Origin of the sequence: Aquimarina sp. MMG016, assembly GCF_018100805.1 — a bacterium.
GTDB lineage: Bacteria > Bacteroidota > Bacteroidia > Flavobacteriales > Flavobacteriaceae > Aquimarina.
Map to the genome: position 1 here is coordinate 678235 of NZ_JAGJEA010000001.1, position 17909 is coordinate 696143.

Sequence of the window (17909 nt, forward strand, 5' to 3'; positions counted from 1 at the left end):
AAATATTTATTTTACATAATTGAAAATAATTTTAGTCATTTATGACTATTTAACATTTCGAACGCCCAACACCATTAGCCTTAACAGCTGTTAGCCAACTATTTAATAGGTTTTTGTTCGATTTTAAAACTGTCCAGAAAAACTATTGCTTTATTTCGATTCTTCGTTTTAATTCATTGGCCTTTTCATCCAAAACTGTAATTACATGCTTGCCTGGTTTGGGAAGTATTGGCATTTCATGAAATTGAGTGGTAGTCCCTACAAATTGATTATCAACATACCAAAACACCGAAGTTTCGGGATTAGTATGTGCTATTTTCAAGATTACTTCGTTTGTCTTTCCATCAAAATCTTTTGGTAAATACACGCTTCCATTTCCCTTAGGGAAAATAAAATCCATTCTATCTTCCGTCTCTTTTATACAATCTTGTCGATAGGGTGGTAAGGTTCGATAGTCGGCATTATTTGTTTTATAAAAATATGCTTGTAGCGGAGGGAGTACAAACCAAGGCTCATGGGCAATATCAGCTACCGATTCACAGGAAGAATTTACACGATATTGTTTTGCAACATCTAAATGTACTAGTTGATGAAAAGGACAAGGCTTTGTACTAGCTCCGGATACAGGAATGTATTGTGCTTTTTTAGGACATTCTGTCCCAGAAAGAAAACCACTGGTTTCGCAAATTGTTACTTCTACTAAGTCATCATGTGGTATTGGAAACCATGTAGAGTTTGGCATTAAATTAAAAACATCAAATAAAACAGGTGCGGCTGCGTTCAATCCTGTTAATTCAGGTCGACCTTCTCCATCAGCATTACCAATCCAAACTCCTACTACATATTTTTGACTGGTGCCAATCGCCCAGGCATCACGATTACCAAAACTGGTTCCTGTTTTCCAGGCAATCTCCCTAGAAGAATCGTAGAACTCCCAAGCTTCATTTCCTTCAGGTCTATTTACTTTTTTCATAGCTTCAAAAGTAAGCCAGATACTACCTGCTCCAAAAAGCGTTTTTTGCCGATTTTTTTTACCAAAATTCACTTTTTTATCTCCTAACAGAATAGGTTCTGTGAATTCATTCTCAAAATATTCGCTGGATGTGGCTTGATAATGATTTAGTGTTCCTGCAAGACCCGCATAAGTTTTGCAAAGATCCCAAAGACTACCTTCTGCTCCACCAACAATCAATGATAACCCATAATGATCGGCACTATATTTTATATCTTTTATCCGAAACGCATCTAATTCATCCCTGAAACGCTGTAATCCATATTGCTGAAGTAATCTAACAGCAGGAACATTGAGAGATCTTGCTAAAGCGCGATTCGCAGGAACCGCTCCGCTAAAACTTTCATCATAATTCTGAGGATTATATCCAGCAATAACCGTAGGTACATCAGACACTAATTGTTCGGGAAACAATTCTCCTTTATCCATCATAGCAGCATACAATAGAGGTTTCAGAGTACTACCAGTACTTCGTGCTGCCTGAATAATATCTACATCCTTTTGATGATTCTTATCCGTAGGAGCATTACCAACATAACTCAACACTTCACGAGTATCTACATCTAATACCAGAACTGCCATATTGTGTACTTCATTCTGCCTCAGTACTTCATAATGCTGTTTGACAATTTGACTTACCTGTTTTTGCAGTCGTACATCGATCGTAACTTGTAACCTCTTTCCGGATTGTTTCTTTGCTAATAGATCTAAAACCTGTTGTGTATTTTTAGGTAATCCAAAGGGTTTTTGAGGAAGGCTTTCACTAATAGATAACTCATACGTCAAGGAATCAATAGTCTCTTGTTCTAATAATGTTTTTAGTAGTCTATTTCTTTTTTGCTTTAAACGTATTTGATTCTTTCCGGGATAAATTAAAGAAGGAGCATTGGGTAATACTGCAAGTGTAGCACTTTCTGCCCAAGATAACTGATGTGCAGGTAAGCCAAAATACCGCCAAGCTGCCATATCTATCCCTACTACATTACCTCCAAAAGGTGCATGAGAAGCATATAGTCTTAAAATTCTTTCTTTTGAAGCTCTAAATTCTAATCGAGTAGCTAGAATGAGTTCTTTTAACTTTTCGAAATACGTTCTTTTTTTTCCTTTTCGCGATAAGCGAATAACTTGTTGAGTCACTGTGCTTCCTCCACGAACTACTTTGCCTGCTTTTATATTATCCCTAATAGCTTCAGCCATTGACACAGGGTTAAATCCAAAATGATGATAAAACTGCTGATCCTCAAAAGCTATAATACACTTTTTAAACTTTTCGGGAACACTATCTGTTTCAGGAAAACGCCATTGACCATCTCTGGCAATTTTTGCGCCTAATAATTCTCCTTTTCTTGTCTCAATAACTGTTGCTGTCGGATCCTTAAATAATGGCTTGGGCAGTGAAAAATAATACCAAATAAGCATTATTCCCATCAAGATAAACCGTTTAGGGTTAGATTTTATGTAGTTTTTAATTTTTTGAAACACAATAGTATATAATAATTATGTAAGTCTACTAAAATTAATTGATACCACCTTATCACGTGTGTTAAACAAATTTCATTATTCCAAAGCATTATTTTCAGGGAAAAATTGTTACTCAATTACAGAAAACCGATTATTTTATTACGTAATAAACTTAATTTATTGTGTTTTTATTCCAGTAAATCCCATAATTTCATTAAATTATAAACCTCTTAACTCCTTTTTAATTAAGTTTTCCCCCTAGATCAACTCAAAATAATAATATGAACAATATCATAAAACAGATTGTCAGCATAAATGTTTGATTGATCAAGGCTATGAATTTTTGAAAAAAATAATTGTATTGAAAAAGATTATAGTATTCATATTTGTATGTGCACTACCTTTCACTTTTTTTTCGCAGGATAATTCTGCCTTTATAAAAAATGACAGTATAGATGCATTATTAAAAGCTTCTAGTGACCTAAAAGCTAAAAATAACATGTATGAAGCCTTAGAAAAAGCATTCAAAGCCGTTGATTATGCTCATAAATTAAAGAATGATTATTACATCTCCTATTCATATTTTATGATGGGAATTATTCAGTATGAAATAATTGATTATGAAAACGCCAAAAAACACCTTTTAAAATCTTTAGAATACACCAAACAAGCAAAAGAAAAAAAACTTCTTCCTTACATACTACATAATTTGGCAAATATCTATTATGATAATAATGAACTTGAAAACGCAGTAGTATTTTACAAAAGAGCAATAGAATTAGGAAAGCAAAATCCGGAAACTGGATATCAAACCCCATTAAATAGTCTTATCTGGACTTATATGGATCTAAACAGGTATGATCAGGCTGCTATTCATCTCAAAGAGTCAGATAGTATTGATCAGTTTGTCCCAGATAGTATAGAAGCCAACAAAAGTTCTCTGTATATGCTTAAGGGGAGAAATTATGCCCATCTTGGAGATATCGAAAAAGCCGAAAAAAGCTATGAAGAAGCACTAAAAATATTAGAAAGACAGCCTTATTGGCCAAAAGGAAAAAGTTACTTATATCAATATAGATCTGAAATGTATGAAGATATTGGCGAATATGCCAAAGCGGTAGTAGATCTTAAGCTGTTGCAAGAAAACGATCGTAAAGTTTTTGAAAATGCCAAATTAAAAAATACTGAAATTGCCAAAATTCGATTTGAAGTTGATGAATATGAACGCAAACTGGAAGTCTCCGAAAGAGAGAAATCATTATTGCAAGATATAGCCAAGAATAATAAAATAATCATTTACATTTCGTTAGCTGGTCTTGTTTTATTAATTGGAGCCGTATTCTTTTATTATAAAAGCTATGAATCAAAAAAGAAATCTAGTAAAATTCTTGAATCTAAAAATATTGAATTAAATGAGGCCAAATCACAAGCGGAAAAGCTTAGTAAAGTTAGGTCAAAATTTATCTCTACAGTAAGTCATGAGCTTAGAACACCACTCTATGGTGTGGTTGGGATCTCCTCTCTTCTATTAGAAAATAATACTTCTAAAAATGACAAAAAACTTCTTAACTCTCTTAAGTTCTCTGCTGATTACTTACTTGATTTGGTAAATAAAGTTCTAAAAATAAGCAAAATAGATGCTGAGCAAACTGATTTGATTAAAACACCAACCAATCTGTGTTCATTGTCTCAGAACATATTACAATCGTTTGAATATCAGTCTGAAAAAAAGGAAAATGAGTTACTATTTGATTATAATAAAAATATTCCCAATCAATTAGATATTGATGCCTTACGGATATCTGAAATACTAATTAATTTGATAGGAAATGCTATAAAATTTACTTCTAAAGGAAAGATTTGGCTTAGGATCAAATTATTATCTATAACCTCTAAAACCGTTTGTATTAGATATGAAATAGAAGATACAGGTATCGGAATCCCTGATGATCAAAAAGATTATATATTCGAAGAATTTTCTCAAGCCGGAACCGTATATGATAATAAACAAGGAACAGGTTTAGGTTTATCTATCGTAAAAAACTTACTGGAAATGATGGATAGTAAAATTCATTTTGAAAGTAAAAAAGGAGTGGGTTCTAAATTCTATTTTAATTTAGACTTGGAAATTTCTGAAAATGCTGATATAACAGATAATAATATTGATTCTCAGGAAAGCTCTAATACTATCTCGGCAAACATACTAGTTGCAGAAGACAATAAAATCAATCAATTGGTTACTAAAAATTTATTAAAACTTATTGGTTGTGATTGTGTAATGGTCGAAAATGGTTTTGAAGCAGTAGAGGCATTAAAAAGACAATCATTTGATCTAGTTCTTATGGATATTAATATGCCTGTACTTGATGGAATGCAAGCCACTATTAAAATTCGAAAATTTGATGATACTACTCCAATCATTGCTTTAACAGCCTCAGAGCTAAGTGAAGTACAAGATGAATGTTTAAATGCAGGAATGAATGATCTTTTAAACAAACCATTAAATAAAATTAATCTCAAAGCGGCAATTCTTAAAAATCTTGCTTTGAGAAATCCTCAAACCGGAACCTAAAACGCTAAGATTTCAGGCGATTTTAAATACCCATTCTAATTCTTAGTATTAACAATACTTTTCAGCACGTTATATACTAATTCTGTAGATGAAGCTAAATATTCAAAATTTATAGTTTCATATGTATCTTTATGTGAATGATAAAACGGTGTGGTATCATTATGCTCATACTCCTCTGTAATACCAATAGCTTTAAATCCAACCTCCCTAAAAGCTTGATGATCTGTAGAATTCACCTCGGTAACATAAATGGGAATATTAAATTTCTCTGCCTGGGTAGTATAAATTTTCTCAAGTTCTCTTGTTGGTAATTCTAATTCTATTGCTTTATCGTTATCTTCATCCCACCCCATTTGATCTATCGTATGCACTGAATGTATATTAAATCCCTCTTTTTTGATATATTCTGCAAATGCTCGACTACCGATAAGACCCCATTCTTCTTGATCAAAGAATACTAATATGATACTTTTATCTCTTTTGCTTACTTCATTAATTTTTTTAGCAATACTATATGCCATAGCTACACCAGTAGCATTATCGTTTGCTCCAGGACAATTTTGTACAGAGTCAAAATGTGCTCCTAAAATTATGAACTCATTGCTATTTGTTGTAGAAGGAATAATCGTATATGTATTTTCCCCATTAAAAGACTCAGGTTGCCTATCTGGATAAGGATTCTTAAATGTATAAGAATGTTCTTTGACCTCTAGAGAAAGGTTTTTAATCTTTTCGTTAAGATAAGTTCTTACTATTTTTCTCTCTTCTTCAGTATATCTACTCTCTAAGGTATTGCCTTGATATTTAGTTTCGCCAGTAAGTATAGATACTATTTCTTTTTGTTCTTCGATCAAAGTGTTTTGACAGAAAACATTTATAATATTACTGCTAAAAAACAGTAACGTTAGTATTGCCTTGTTCATATATTAAGTGCTGGGATCAAACCAAAATTGACTTATAGTGATGCACGGTTGGAAACGGATCATAAAAGTGGTGTAATAATTTTTTCCACTCTTGGTATTCCCGAGATTGCCTAAATCCTACTTCGTGGTCCTCAATAGTTTCCCATTCAACTAAAAGTAAGTATTTATCATCTTCTTCAACACACTTTAGGATATCGTGTTTAATATAGCCACTCATAGAAGAGATTATCTTTTGTGCTTCTTTAAAAGTTTCTTCAAAAACTTCTGACTGATCTGGTTTTATTTGTAAAACTGCTTGTTCTAATATCATTATTTTTTCTAAAATATTTTCTTATTCTGGATTACAGCTACGCTGAAATCACAAAATCATCATTATTCTCTGCCAACTATTATATCTAATTCACCACCTCAATCCATTTTCCTTGTGTTCTCACCACATATTCGTTATCATACATAGCTTCACATTGGATTCCCGGCAAGTAATATTTCCCTAAATAAGAAGCATTTAGTAAAAGCGTAACAGTTTTGCTTTCCTTACTTTTTAAGTCAAAGTAAAAATTCACTCTATCATCACGAATATCAGTATACGTAACTTTGTTTGCTTTAAATGATCCAAAATCTGTAAATCGTGTATTTACTACCTCCCATCCAGATGGAAAAATCTCGGTTAATGCAATATCCTTAACCTTATCATTTGTAGTATTAGTGATGGTCACCTCTGCAACAAAATCCATTCCTTGAGTTAACTGAGCTACATTCAAAATTTTCCCATCCCTTGTTTTATAATCAATAATTGCTTTGAAATTACTCTGAATGACCTTTTCCTCACCTACCGGAAGAATTCCACTAGTAGCCAATTGCACAAAAATGGTATTATCTTTATTATTCTTCAACACCAGTTTGTTACCTTTTAGGATAGCCAACTCTCCAGATGTTGATAACGTTTTATTGGTATTAGCGGTATTGGATTTTCCGTTTAGGGTATAATTGACATTAATTCCTTTTCCTCCTACATATTTAGCATATTTTGCCATGGCCATCAATGCATATGAAGTAGTCTGGGTGCTATACCATCTCTTAGATGAAAGTTCTTTGGCTAGGCTTTCAGCAAGTTTTTGTGCTTTTACTTTTTGATCAAGCAACACCAATGTTTCTAATGCCATGGCTTTGTTACGCGTAGTTGATCCATAGGTATAATAATATTTTCTAATCGAAGGTTGAAAATCGATATTAGCGAGATTCAATAGTTTATTTGCCGCATTCTGTTGCCCAGCTAATCCATAGGCTGCAGCCAATCTTAGTTTAGCATTATTTGACAAATCAGAAGTTTCTCTCAGACGATTCATTGAAGCCATATCCGGACTACCTGCCAATGCCAAGGTATATAATCTATAAGCCTGAGCAAGATCATTATTCCCGCTTCTCCAACGTTTGGCTTGCTGTTGCTGATAACTAATCCAATTACTTTTAAAACCAATTGGAAGTACATACCCCATTTTATTAGCTTCTAGTAAATAATGCCCCGCATATGTTGTACCCCAATCATTTGGATTACTGTATCCTGGCCAATAGGACATCCCCCCGCTAGGCTGGATAAAACGTTTTAATCTATTGATAGCAGCTTCCATATTATATTGAATCTTCTTTTGTTTTTCTGAAGACAAATCAAATATTTCACCTAAGTACAACTGTGGAAAAGCTCCTGAAGTAGTTTGCTCTACACAACCATGTGGATATCTTATCAAATATTTTAATCTCCCCTCAAAATTCATTGGTGGCAATGATGAAAACTCTATAGTTGCACTATTGCTTCCATCTACTCCAAAGGCTGCAAAATCTATTTCCTGTTGACTATTTGGTTCTAAAACAATCGAACTAACTTCTGTTGTCATAGGATTTGGATTCACAATATCTATTGGGATACTGTAAGATGCTTTTTCACCATTTCCGCTAGCTACCACTTCAATATCTGTAATAGAAGCTCCTTCAATGACTTCTATGTCAAAATATACCATCTTTTCATCGGGTTGCGTAAAAGAAAGTTTTTGAGTTGCATCTCCAACAACGGTAAATCCTTTATTAGGCTTTAAAGTGACATTGACATTTTTCACTTTGTTTTCCATAGCAAAAACAGTTACCGGAATCGTAACTTTTTCGCCTGGAGTAATCTTTCGAGGAATCGAAGTCAATACCATCAATGGTTTACGAACTGGAGTTGTCTTGTCGGTACTGCCATAAGCAGCTTTGGCTGCATCAGATGCTACAATCATTGTACGAACAGATCCGATGTATTTGGGTATTTTAATCTGATGTGCTCGTGTTTCACCTTGCTTCAATTCAAAAGGCCCTTCGTATACTACCATAGGCTTAAAACGGTTGGCTTTTTTGGATTTACTTCCTCCAGCTTCAGCATCTCCACCTATCGCAAACACTTGATTAATACTTCCGCCATAGGCGCCAATTACATCATCATATATATCCCAGGTTTTTACTCCCAGAGCTTCGCGTGCATAGAAACTATTCCACGGATTTGGAGTTTTGAATCTAGTAAGATCCAACAAGCCTTCATCGACGATTGCTATCGAATAGGTCATTGCTTTGCCATTATTTTCACCCACTTTTAGTGTTATAGTTTTTTCTGGTCTCAGTACATCGGGCATGGTTAGCTTAGGTTGTACTTTCGTATTCGGATCTTCCACTGAAATCGGTATAACTCCATACAGTCGAATTGGTAAATCATTTGCAGTAGATGCATGGGGTTGTAATAGTGTAATATGAATATATACATTAGGCGTATAGAGTTCATCAATTTGTAGCTCGAACTTAGTTTCATTCTTTTGAGGAATTACCCATTCAGAATATAACACTTCTGTTCCATTCTCTACTGTTACCAGGGCTCTCCCTCCTTCACTAGATGGAAAAGTTACCGTAGCCTTTTCTCCAACATTATAAGTTTTCTTATCTGTAGAAAATAATAACATTGTCGCGGCTGATGGATCTCCTTTTCTGGATCTTCCTGCCCAGCCAGGCCAATCAATGTACATTGTTTTTCCAGTCGCATGTCCTCCATTTGGATCCACAACACGAACCAGATACCTTCCCCAATCCGGATATTTTAATTCAAAATTAAAATCAGCTTTTCCAGCATTATTGGTATTGACTTTAGTTTTAAAAACTTGTTCTCTATAAGAACTTCGGTTATAGGAAGACAAATTATCTTCTGAGGTATCCCACCACCATCTCCACTTTACCTTGTATACATATACTTCTAAACCTTTAACTGATTTTGGGTTTCCTTTTTCATCAACAGATACTACTTCGAAGTTGTGTTTAGTATCAGTAAGCAGCATCCCACGCGCTTTATCACCTTTTGGAACATTTAGTCCAATATAAGTGTCATATGGAGAAAAATCTTTAGAAATCACATCGGTACTGAAATCCCCTCCATTTTCATATACTTTGGTAATAAAAGAAGCCTTGAGCATTCCGGCTGCTTGTTTATCTAAAGTGGGTTTTAAATTAAAACTAGCTTTTCCTTCTGAAGAAATTTTACCATTAAACACCTCTTTTTCCTCAGTTCCGAACTTTCTGGAGGGATCATCAAAAGCATATCCAGGAAAAGTTTTGAAACTGGTTTTCATTGGTGTGAATCTTACATTAATATCAGCCTGAAGATTTTTGGCAACCGCACCGTGTAGCCACAACACTTCCAGATTTCCCTTTACATTATTATTGATTCCTAAAACCTCATCGTTAAAAGTAGTTTTAATCTTAAGACGATTTGGTTTTATGGTTTCTATTTTCAGAGTTTTAGTAAAACTTGCTCCTCCTACATTAACCTTGGCTTGCCAATTTCCGGTCGGTGCCTCATCAGAAGTATTGACAATGAACTTATAGAAATTATTAATTCCTTCATTTTTGGTTTCCTGATGAACTACTTTACCATAAGGATCTTTTAATTCGAATTTAACCGGATGTCCTTTTGGTAGTTTATTTGCATTATCGTTTAGCATAAAAGATAAAAACAAGGTGTCTCCAGGACGCCAAACTCCCCGTTCGCCATATAGATATCCTTTGATTCCTTTTTGTAATCGTACTCCCGAAACATCAAATTTGCTTACTGATAAAGCATTACCGTCATTTAATTTTACATAACTTTGTTGTTTTCCGGATTCTACAATAGCAAAATATGCAGGGCGATCACCATCAAAACCTGTCATCCCCTCAGCATCCGTAGTACTCACACCCATTTCTTGTTGCTGAAAATTATAGAAGGTTACTTTGGCATTAGGAATAGGACTGGTCGTCACGATATCATTAACTGCGACCATATAAGAATGGTTAAGCCCTTTTTTTACAACCACACCTAAATTAGATGCGAGTACATTTGCACTTATTTTTTTATTTCTGAAATATGAATTATGACAAGGATTATCTCTTTCATTCCAATCATAATCATAGTAGTAATCATCATCATAGTAATACTGAGAACTATCCCAAAAACTAGATTCCGGGGCTTCCTCATCATAATTATCTACTAATTCTTCAATCGAGGTATCATCAGCTGCTTGACCCTCACATTTATATAAAGAATATGCTTTTCTGTATTTTAGTTCTACTCTATAGATAGCTCCGGGATCTGGCGTAATGAGCTCTTTAAGATCAATAGCGAAAGCATTCCATTTACTTAAGTTCAAAGCAGAATTTTCTTGTAGATTGATTAGCTTCTTAGCAATCGGCCGAGCGACACTTCTAAGATTATTATTACCATTCAGATTATTGTTCTGTAAAAACTGAAGTACATTATTTTCATATACTTTTAGGATCTGAACTTCGACAGCGCGCAGATTTACAGTTTCGAAATTAAATTTTAGATTATCCGAAGTTGGCAGAATTACACCGCTTTGTAAAAATCGAATTTCCGGCTTTGGTTGCTGAAAAGACACATTTTCTGTGTAGGTATTCTTTAATTTATAATTATCCGTACTTCGGATTCCTTCAAAAACGGTTACCTCTAATGTTCCTTTGAGTTCTTTTTTAGGATAAACCTTCAAAACATTACCTGAAGCAGTATATTTTAAGTTTGTTGCTCCGGGTATAGTCACTAGTCCATTAAAGTTCTGATTTTTCTTTAATGGATCCGAAAAATTAATTTCCACATATTGTTTATCCACATTAGCAACTGAGACACTAATTACTGAGAAATTGTTTTTCCCAGGAATGAATAAAGTAGCCGAATTCTCGGTATCAATATCAAATTTTTTACCTGACCATTTAATTTCTACTTCAGAATCATCTTCGAATCGTTGAACACTATCTATTCTAAAACTAAATTGTCGACTTTTATCTGGGGACTCACTAAAATCAATTGATAACTCTTTACCTTTTTGGCTAGCTGTAATCAATTGTTTAGCTATTTCGAATTTCATTTGATCATTTGCACTGATCGTTCCATCGATATACTGCCAATCTTTGGTATACGATTGCATATTGTCTGTAATGACTGCAAATCGTTGTTTTAAGGTTTTTACACTAAAAACAAATTCCTCATCCAGATCATCTTTAAGGTCTTTTACTAAATCTTCGAGATTAAGATTAAAGGTGTAATCAGAATCCTGATCAAACCCTTCTTCGGGTTGAAAAGAAATGGTACGATTATTTATAGCGATAACTTTACCTTTTACTCTCGGTGAAACCGTTAATATATTTTTTGATAACTGCTGATTATCATCCCAACCTGCTACAGGACTCTGTAATACTACAAATACATTATCATGCACAGAAATTACTCCTGAGGATACATCAGAGATATACTCCTGATACTTATTAAGTTCTGAAGCATTAGCTTCTGCTATAGCTTTAGCATCTTTTTTCTTACATGATAAAATGAGTGTTACAAAAAGTAACGGATAAAGAATTCTGGATAATCGCATAAAAGATATGATTTAGTTGACTTTATAAATGTAAGATATTTTATCATAAAAAAACCCTCTAAATAGAGGGCTTCTAATTAATTCATGAATTTATAGCTATTCTTTATAAATCCCAATCGTAAGTTCTCCATCGGCATTCATGGTTGCACGATACATTCCTGCTGTATTAAACTCCATCGCCACATTACCTTTATGATCTATAGCTATTATACCTCCTGTTCCTCCAAGTTTGGTCAATTTGTTTTGGATTACTTCTTTGGCAGCGTTCTGTAGAGAAATTCCTTTATATTCCATCATAGCAGAAATATCATAAGCCACCTGTCCTCTAATAAAATACTCCCCCCATCCTGTACTCGAAACTCCACAGGTCGCATTATTAGCATAAGTTCCTGATCCAATAATAGGAGAATCTCCAATACGGTTCCACTTTTTGTTTGTCATTCCTCCTGTAGATGTTCCTGCAGCAATATTACCGTATTTATCCAAAGCTGCACAACCAACAGTTCCAAATTTCGAATCCTTGATTATAGGGTCATAAAACGAAGTAGCACTTTTGGCATCAGGATGATCTGGTTTCTTTTTCACTTTTTCTAAAGCTTTCATTCGGTTTTCAGTATAGAAATATTTTGGATCAACAATTTCTAATCCTCTTTCGGTAGCAAATTGCTCTGCTCCTGCTCCGGATAACATCACATGTGGTGAATTGACCATCACTTCTTTTGCTAGATTTATTGGATTTTTAACCGTTTTCACCCCAGCAACTGCTCCAGCATTGAGATTACTTCCATCCATAATTGATGCATCTAGTTCATTCGTCCCAGCGTTGGTAAATACCGCACCTTTTCCAGCATTAAATAATGGCGAATCTTCCAGGACATTTATTGTTTTCTCCACAGCTTCCAGACTTGTTCCTCCATTTTTAAGAATAGTGTGACCTATTTTTATAGCTTCCTCCAGCTTCTTTTTGTAAGCAGTTTCTTTTTCTGGAGTCATATTTTCTTTTAAAATAGTCCCTGCTCCACCATGAATTACGATTCCAAAAGATTCTGATGGATTCTTAACCTTTTCTGACGAAGTTTCTATTGCTGCTACTTCAATACCTTCTTTTGACTTTTCTTTACACCCTATAAATAATATTAGTGATAAAAAAATGATTGCTTTTTGCATGTTTTAAGATGATTTGTGTTTACAATAATCTACTAAAGCGATTCTTCCTTGGAAGAATCTGAATGTTAAATGTATTACATTTCCTGCATTATCCTCTAACGATATAGATTTATTTAACTCAAAATCATATGGTTGTGTTTCCCCTCCTTCAATAGCAATATTGTCTGCAAGTAGCCCAAAAACTTCTGGGGATTTTACGGTAGGTTCAATCTTACCTGAAATTCCAGGAATATGTCCAGATTTATTTATGATTACAGAGCCAAAGCCTTCATTTTTTTCGATAGTAACTTCAATATCTTCTCGTGGGTTGATGTTTTTAAAGAGTACTGCCGGATAATTTGGATGTGCAATTAACACTCGATATAGCTTACGGGTTCTGATTACAAAATGTGCTAACCCTTTTTCATCAGAAAAACCTTCTAAGTACGTAGAATTGTCAGCTACCAAAACCACTTTTGCATTTTTTACAATTTTACCTTTTTCATTAACTATTTTTATCGTAAAAATAAAAGGCTTGGAGCTAACCATAGTAGAGAGTTTCGACCATCTTTTCCTGAAAAACTTTTGATCTTTTCGAAGTTTCTTTTCGATCAAAACGGCTAATTCTTCTGGTGTTTTGTTTTTCAGACTGATGTACCCCACTGTTTTAAGAATTCCAGGAATCTCTGTGTCATCAAACCTTGCCGGTAAAATGTACTCACGACTCTCCTGAAACGCTCGGGCTTGCATCGAAACTCTCTCATGGTTAGTCCATAGTTTATGGTTATAAAAACTAGATATAAAAAGCACCGTATATCTAGCCCTATTTTGATATATATCTGACAAATACTCATATAAATTTTTACCCCATAGATTTGCTTCCTCAAACAAATCATAGAACACAGAAATTCCTTTTGTTTTAAGAATATTTGCTACCTCCTCTACATATTCCCTGTTTTCACCAGCAAATGATAGCGCAACATCATATTCATAACTGTTATTCCTCATTCCTGACCTCTTTCTTTTTTGACCTAAAACCGACTTCATTTTTCTCTTAATTATTCCTTATTACAAAATTACTTTCTTTATTTGGAAATATTCCATTTTTTGTTGGAATATTTCCAACAAAAGTTTTACTTTTAAACCGTAAAAAAACTACTTTTTGAAATCAAAAAAACACATAAAAGGCAGAGGGGCTCAGGGAAAGGAACATAATAGATTTTTTCAAAATCATTATGAGACCAGAAATGACTTTCTGAACTATTGTGAAAAAGAAGGGGAAAATGCACACGATTATAAGACATCGTATATAGAAACCTTTCCTAAAACTATTGTTAATAAAGTGACCAGTCCGGATATAGGAATGACCTATTCATTAAATCCTTATCAAGGTTGTGAACATGGCTGTATATATTGTTATGCCAGAAATTCTCACGAATATTGGGGGTACGGTGCAGGAATTGATTTTGAAAGTAAAATTCTGGTTAAAAAGAATGCCCCTGAACTTTTAGAAAAAAAATTGCGACATAAAAATTGGCAAACACACCCTATTGTTTTATCTGGCAATACAGATTGCTACCAGCCCATAGAGAAAAAACTTAAAATTACTAGACAACTGCTTCAGATTTTCTTAAAGCTCAAACACCCTGTAGGAATTATTACTAAAAATGCCTTAATACAGAGAGATCTTGATATTCTCACAGAACTTTCTAACGATAATTTGATCAAAGTATATCTTTCGATCACTTCTTTACAAGAAGAAACAAGGAGAATCCTCGAACCAAGAACGGCTAGCATCAAAAAAAGACTAGAAACTTTAGAAAAATTGTCCTCTGCAGGAATTCCTACAGGTGTGATGATGGCTCCGATTATTCCCTCAATCAATAGTCATGAGATACTACCACTAGCTAAAGAGATCTCTAAACGAGGGGCTATTGGTATTGGTTATACTATAGTAAGGCTTAATGGAGCTATTGGTAAGATTTTTACCAAATGGTTAGAACATACATTGCCAGATCGAAAAGATAAAATTCTTCACCAGATTATGGAATGTCATAATGGTAATCTAAATGACAGTCAGTACGGAAGAAGAATGACAGGCTCTGGTAATATCGCAGATCAAATTCATCAATTATTCGACATTGCCAGGAAGAAGCATTTTCCTATGGAAAATGAGGTAAAACTGAATTGTCACCTTCATCAATACCATAAAGATGACCAATTACGATTGTTTTGAATGTTTTTTGTCTATTTTTACTCGATAAAGAGTACTTGGCAACATAATGAATTTTCAGCACATTTTATTCTTTTTTCTGTTTTCAACCTATCTCGTTTCGGCTCAAGTTGAAGATATCATGGTAAACAAAAATGCGGATGATATCAAAACCGAAATGGAAGCATTGGATCAAAACAAAGTGGATAAAATTATCTCTCTAAGCAACATCCTCTACAAAACTGCTTTTGCCAATAATGACTATGAGAACATGATTGACGCGCTCGAATACCTGAGTATGGCCAATCTAAGTAAAGGTAATAATTTACTCGCCATAGAATATTTGGATAATGCTATTGGAATAAGCACAGAAAACATAGACGATCAAAAAGTTCTGGTTGATTTAATTAAGCTTAAAGGAAATCATTACTTTGATATCGAAGAATATGATAAAGCTGCCACGACATATTATCAAGCTCTGGAAATAGCTAAAGATATAAATTATCTCTATGGCCTATGGGCATTACATACAAATTTGGGTTTTGTAAAGTTAAGATCCGGAGATCCAAAAAAAGCATTAGAAGACCTAAAAATTAGCGTATCACGAATACCGGAAATCTCCAAAAAAGATCCTTTTCTAGCCAAACGTAATCTTATGATAACAAAAGCCAGAATATGTGAAGCCTATATCAAAATGCAATACCTGGACTCTGCACTTTTGGCAAATGACGAAGGGTTGGCAATTACAAAATTAGCAAAAGTAGACAATGCTCATATAGATCTTTTAATGCATCGAGGCATCCTGTTTATGGAAAAAAACGATTATGATATTGCTTTGCGGTTTTTGGAAGAGGCAAAGAATCTTTCTAATCAAGCTAACGATGTTATTTTCCTGGGTAAAATCCTAAATCTTATGGCAGAATGCCATTATGAGAAGAAAAAATATGAGATCAGTATCACAATTTTATTAGAGTCCTTAAAAATATTAAATAAAGAATATTTTAATTCTGACGAATTAAGCAGGTGCTATAAACTTCTAGGGCAATCCTATAAAAAAATAGGCAACTTAGAGAAATCTAATGAATATTATGAAAAACATATTCTAAGCCTTAGTAAACTTAATTCCAAAAAATCTAATGCTTCAAGAAAAGTACGCGATGCTACTTTTAAGAATTTTAAAAACGAAATTGAAACACTAGAGAATCAAAAAAGAAAGCAAAAGAATTCACTTACTTATTCACAAATTGGTTTAGCAGTTTTTGGGTCAGGCCTTATAATGATTCTGTTTTTCTTTCAAAAAGCCAAAAGGAAAAACAAACAGAAATTCAATGAGTTACTTTCTAAAATTGAAACTCATGAGAATACTGATAAAAACTCAGATGATCCTGAAATATCAACTAGCAATTCTATTATTGACACTAAGGATAAAAAACTAGATTCTCATAATAACGAAATCGACATCAATGACGAGGTATATGAGCAGATTCTAGATGGGCTTACATCTTTAGAATCCAAAGAATATTATCTGAAAAAAGAATGTAATCTATATAATGTAGCCAAAAAAATAAATACTAATACTTCATATTTATCTAAGGTTATCAATGCACATTTTGGAAAAAACTTCAATACCTACATTAATGATTTGAGAATCAACTATGCTATTATAAGACTAAAAAACGATTCTAAATTCAGATCATTTTCTGTAAAATCCATTGCAGAAGAAGTAGGATACAAAAGTGCTGATTCTTTCTCTAAATACTTTAAAATTCATACCGGTTTACTTCCTTCTTTTTATATAAAAAGGCTAAAATCAAAGCATAATAAAACGTAAATCACCCTAAATTTATAAAAATAGGGTTCTCCACTATTTTTGTTGAAATTTTTTCATAAAAAATCATAAAATACTGTTTTTTAGATATTTAAATTAACAAAACACAACCCATATTCTTTAAAACAGGGTTCTCTTTCTTGTATTTACTATTTTTTTAAAGGTAATTTGATCAAGTAATCAGTGAAACAAAAAGATTACTAAAGACATTAACAATGAGAAAACAAATTGGTTTATTCGTTTTAGGTATCCTGGCTGGTTTATTAGTCTATGCAATATTTACCTTTAATAAAGTAGAAGACAAATCAAGTGCTATATTAAAAGTTCTTAAATCTAATTGTGAATGTGATCAAATTAATCAGTTCCTATATGTGAAAGGATTAGAAATTTCTGAGAAAGGAATATCAACAGAAACAGTAGAATACGAATTAAAAAATTGCAAATATGCCAATTTAAAAAAGGAGGCTGACCGAATAAATGAATTGCTTCTTAATAAGGTAAAAGGATATGAAGACATAGACCGATTCACCTTAGAATTTGTAAACCGAAATTCAACTAAATTAATAACTATAAACAACGGAATCGTAAACAATTAAATTATGATAGCATTATCCAAGATTTTACTAGATATAATAGTAACAGTAATAGAACTTGCCATTACTATATTCATATAAAAAATCATCATCAATCAAAAATCGAACCTTTTATCTAATCAAAAAATGAACAGTTATTTTATGAAACCTACAACAATTTTATTTTCGGCTCTCTAACTAGATTTACATCCAAATATTATGGAAATAATCAAGTGTAGAACTAATTAAA

10 protein-coding genes are annotated in these 17909 nt (G+C 33.3%); 4 read left to right on the forward strand and 6 right to left on the reverse strand.

Features of this window, described 5'->3' with window-relative positions:
- Positions 1 to 142 precede the first annotated feature (142 nt).
- Positions 143 to 2440: a penicillin-binding protein 1C gene (pbpC, locus tag J8M14_RS02930; RefSeq protein WP_211072892.1), complete on the reverse strand. Its 2298-nt coding sequence runs from the start codon at positions 2438 to 2440 to the stop codon at positions 143 to 145.
- Positions 2441 to 2834: 394 nt separating this feature from the next.
- Between pbpC and J8M14_RS02935 the strand changes: the two genes are divergently transcribed.
- On the forward strand, positions 2835 to 5045 hold the full coding sequence (locus tag J8M14_RS02935; protein WP_211072894.1) for a response regulator: 2211 nt from the start codon (positions 2835 to 2837) through the stop codon (positions 5043 to 5045).
- 35 nt (positions 5046 to 5080) lie between these two features.
- On the opposite strand, the gene J8M14_RS02940 is transcribed toward J8M14_RS02935, so the two are convergent.
- The 5 genes from J8M14_RS02940 to J8M14_RS02960 all read right to left on the reverse strand — a co-directional run bounded on the left by J8M14_RS02940 (position 5081) and on the right by J8M14_RS02960 (position 14094).
- Positions 5081 to 5968, reverse strand: coding sequence for a M28 family peptidase (locus J8M14_RS02940; RefSeq protein ID WP_211072896.1), 888 nt, complete (start codon positions 5966 to 5968; stop codon positions 5081 to 5083).
- A 16-nt stretch (positions 5969 to 5984) separates the two neighbouring features.
- Positions 5985 to 6278 carry an antibiotic biosynthesis monooxygenase gene (locus J8M14_RS02945; protein WP_211072898.1) on the reverse strand — a complete coding sequence of 98 codons (294 nt, stop codon included), beginning with the start codon at positions 6276 to 6278 and terminating at the stop codon, positions 5985 to 5987.
- Between the two features lie 85 nt (positions 6279 to 6363).
- Entirely contained in the window at positions 6364 to 11901 is a 5538-nt protein-coding gene (locus tag J8M14_RS02950) for an MG2 domain-containing protein (RefSeq protein ID WP_211072900.1), read from the reverse strand.
- Between the two features lie 96 nt (positions 11902 to 11997).
- Positions 11998 to 13068 carry an isoaspartyl peptidase/L-asparaginase gene (locus tag J8M14_RS02955; protein ID WP_211072902.1) on the reverse strand — a complete coding sequence of 357 codons (1071 nt, stop codon included), beginning with the start codon at positions 13066 to 13068 and terminating at the stop codon, positions 11998 to 12000.
- A 3-nt stretch (positions 13069 to 13071) separates the two neighbouring features.
- Complete coding sequence (locus J8M14_RS02960; protein ID WP_211072904.1) at positions 13072 to 14094, reverse strand: TIR domain-containing protein; 1023 nt, start codon at positions 14092 to 14094, stop codon at positions 13072 to 13074.
- Between the two features lie 115 nt (positions 14095 to 14209).
- Between J8M14_RS02960 and J8M14_RS02965 the strand changes: the two genes are divergently transcribed.
- From J8M14_RS02965 to J8M14_RS02975, 3 genes are all read left to right on the forward strand, one after another.
- The gene (locus J8M14_RS02965; RefSeq protein ID WP_211072906.1) at positions 14210 to 15283 is read left to right on the forward strand and encodes a PA0069 family radical SAM protein; all 1074 of its coding nucleotides are present in this window, start codon (positions 14210 to 14212) and stop codon (positions 15281 to 15283) included.
- 46 nt (positions 15284 to 15329) lie between these two features.
- Positions 15330 to 17090, forward strand: a complete 1761-nt coding sequence (locus J8M14_RS02970) for an AraC family transcriptional regulator (RefSeq protein WP_211072909.1) — start codon at positions 15330 to 15332, stop codon at positions 17088 to 17090.
- 212 nt (positions 17091 to 17302) lie between these two features.
- Positions 17303 to 17683 (forward strand): hypothetical protein, encoded by a 381-nt coding sequence (locus J8M14_RS02975; protein WP_211072911.1) that lies wholly within the window; start codon positions 17303 to 17305, stop codon positions 17681 to 17683.
- The last annotated feature ends 226 nt before the right edge of the window (positions 17684 to 17909 follow it).

Bases quoted from the DNA above. Each gene is read 5' to 3' on its own strand.
- J8M14_RS02970 (WP_211072909.1), top strand. From the start codon at position 15,330: ATGAATTTTCAGCACATTTTATTCTTTTTTCTGTTTTCAACCTATCTC.
- J8M14_RS02960 (WP_211072904.1), bottom strand. From the start codon at position 14,094: ATGAAGTCGGTTTTAGGTCAAAAAAGAAAGAGGTCAGGAATGAGGAAT.
- J8M14_RS02940 (WP_211072896.1), bottom strand. From the start codon at position 5,968: ATGAACAAGGCAATACTAACGTTACTGTTTTTTAGCAGTAATATTATA.
- J8M14_RS02955 (WP_211072902.1), bottom strand. From the start codon at position 13,068: ATGCAAAAAGCAATCATTTTTTTATCACTAATATTATTTATAGGGTGT.
- pbpC (WP_211072892.1), bottom strand. From the start codon at position 2,440: ATGGGAATAATGCTTATTTGGTATTATTTTTCACTGCCCAAGCCATTA.
- J8M14_RS02945 (WP_211072898.1), bottom strand. From the start codon at position 6,278: ATGATATTAGAACAAGCAGTTTTACAAATAAAACCAGATCAGTCAGAA.
- J8M14_RS02975 (WP_211072911.1), top strand. From the start codon at position 17,303: ATGAGAAAACAAATTGGTTTATTCGTTTTAGGTATCCTGGCTGGTTTA.
- J8M14_RS02950 (WP_211072900.1), bottom strand. From the start codon at position 11,901: ATGCGATTATCCAGAATTCTTTATCCGTTACTTTTTGTAACACTCATT.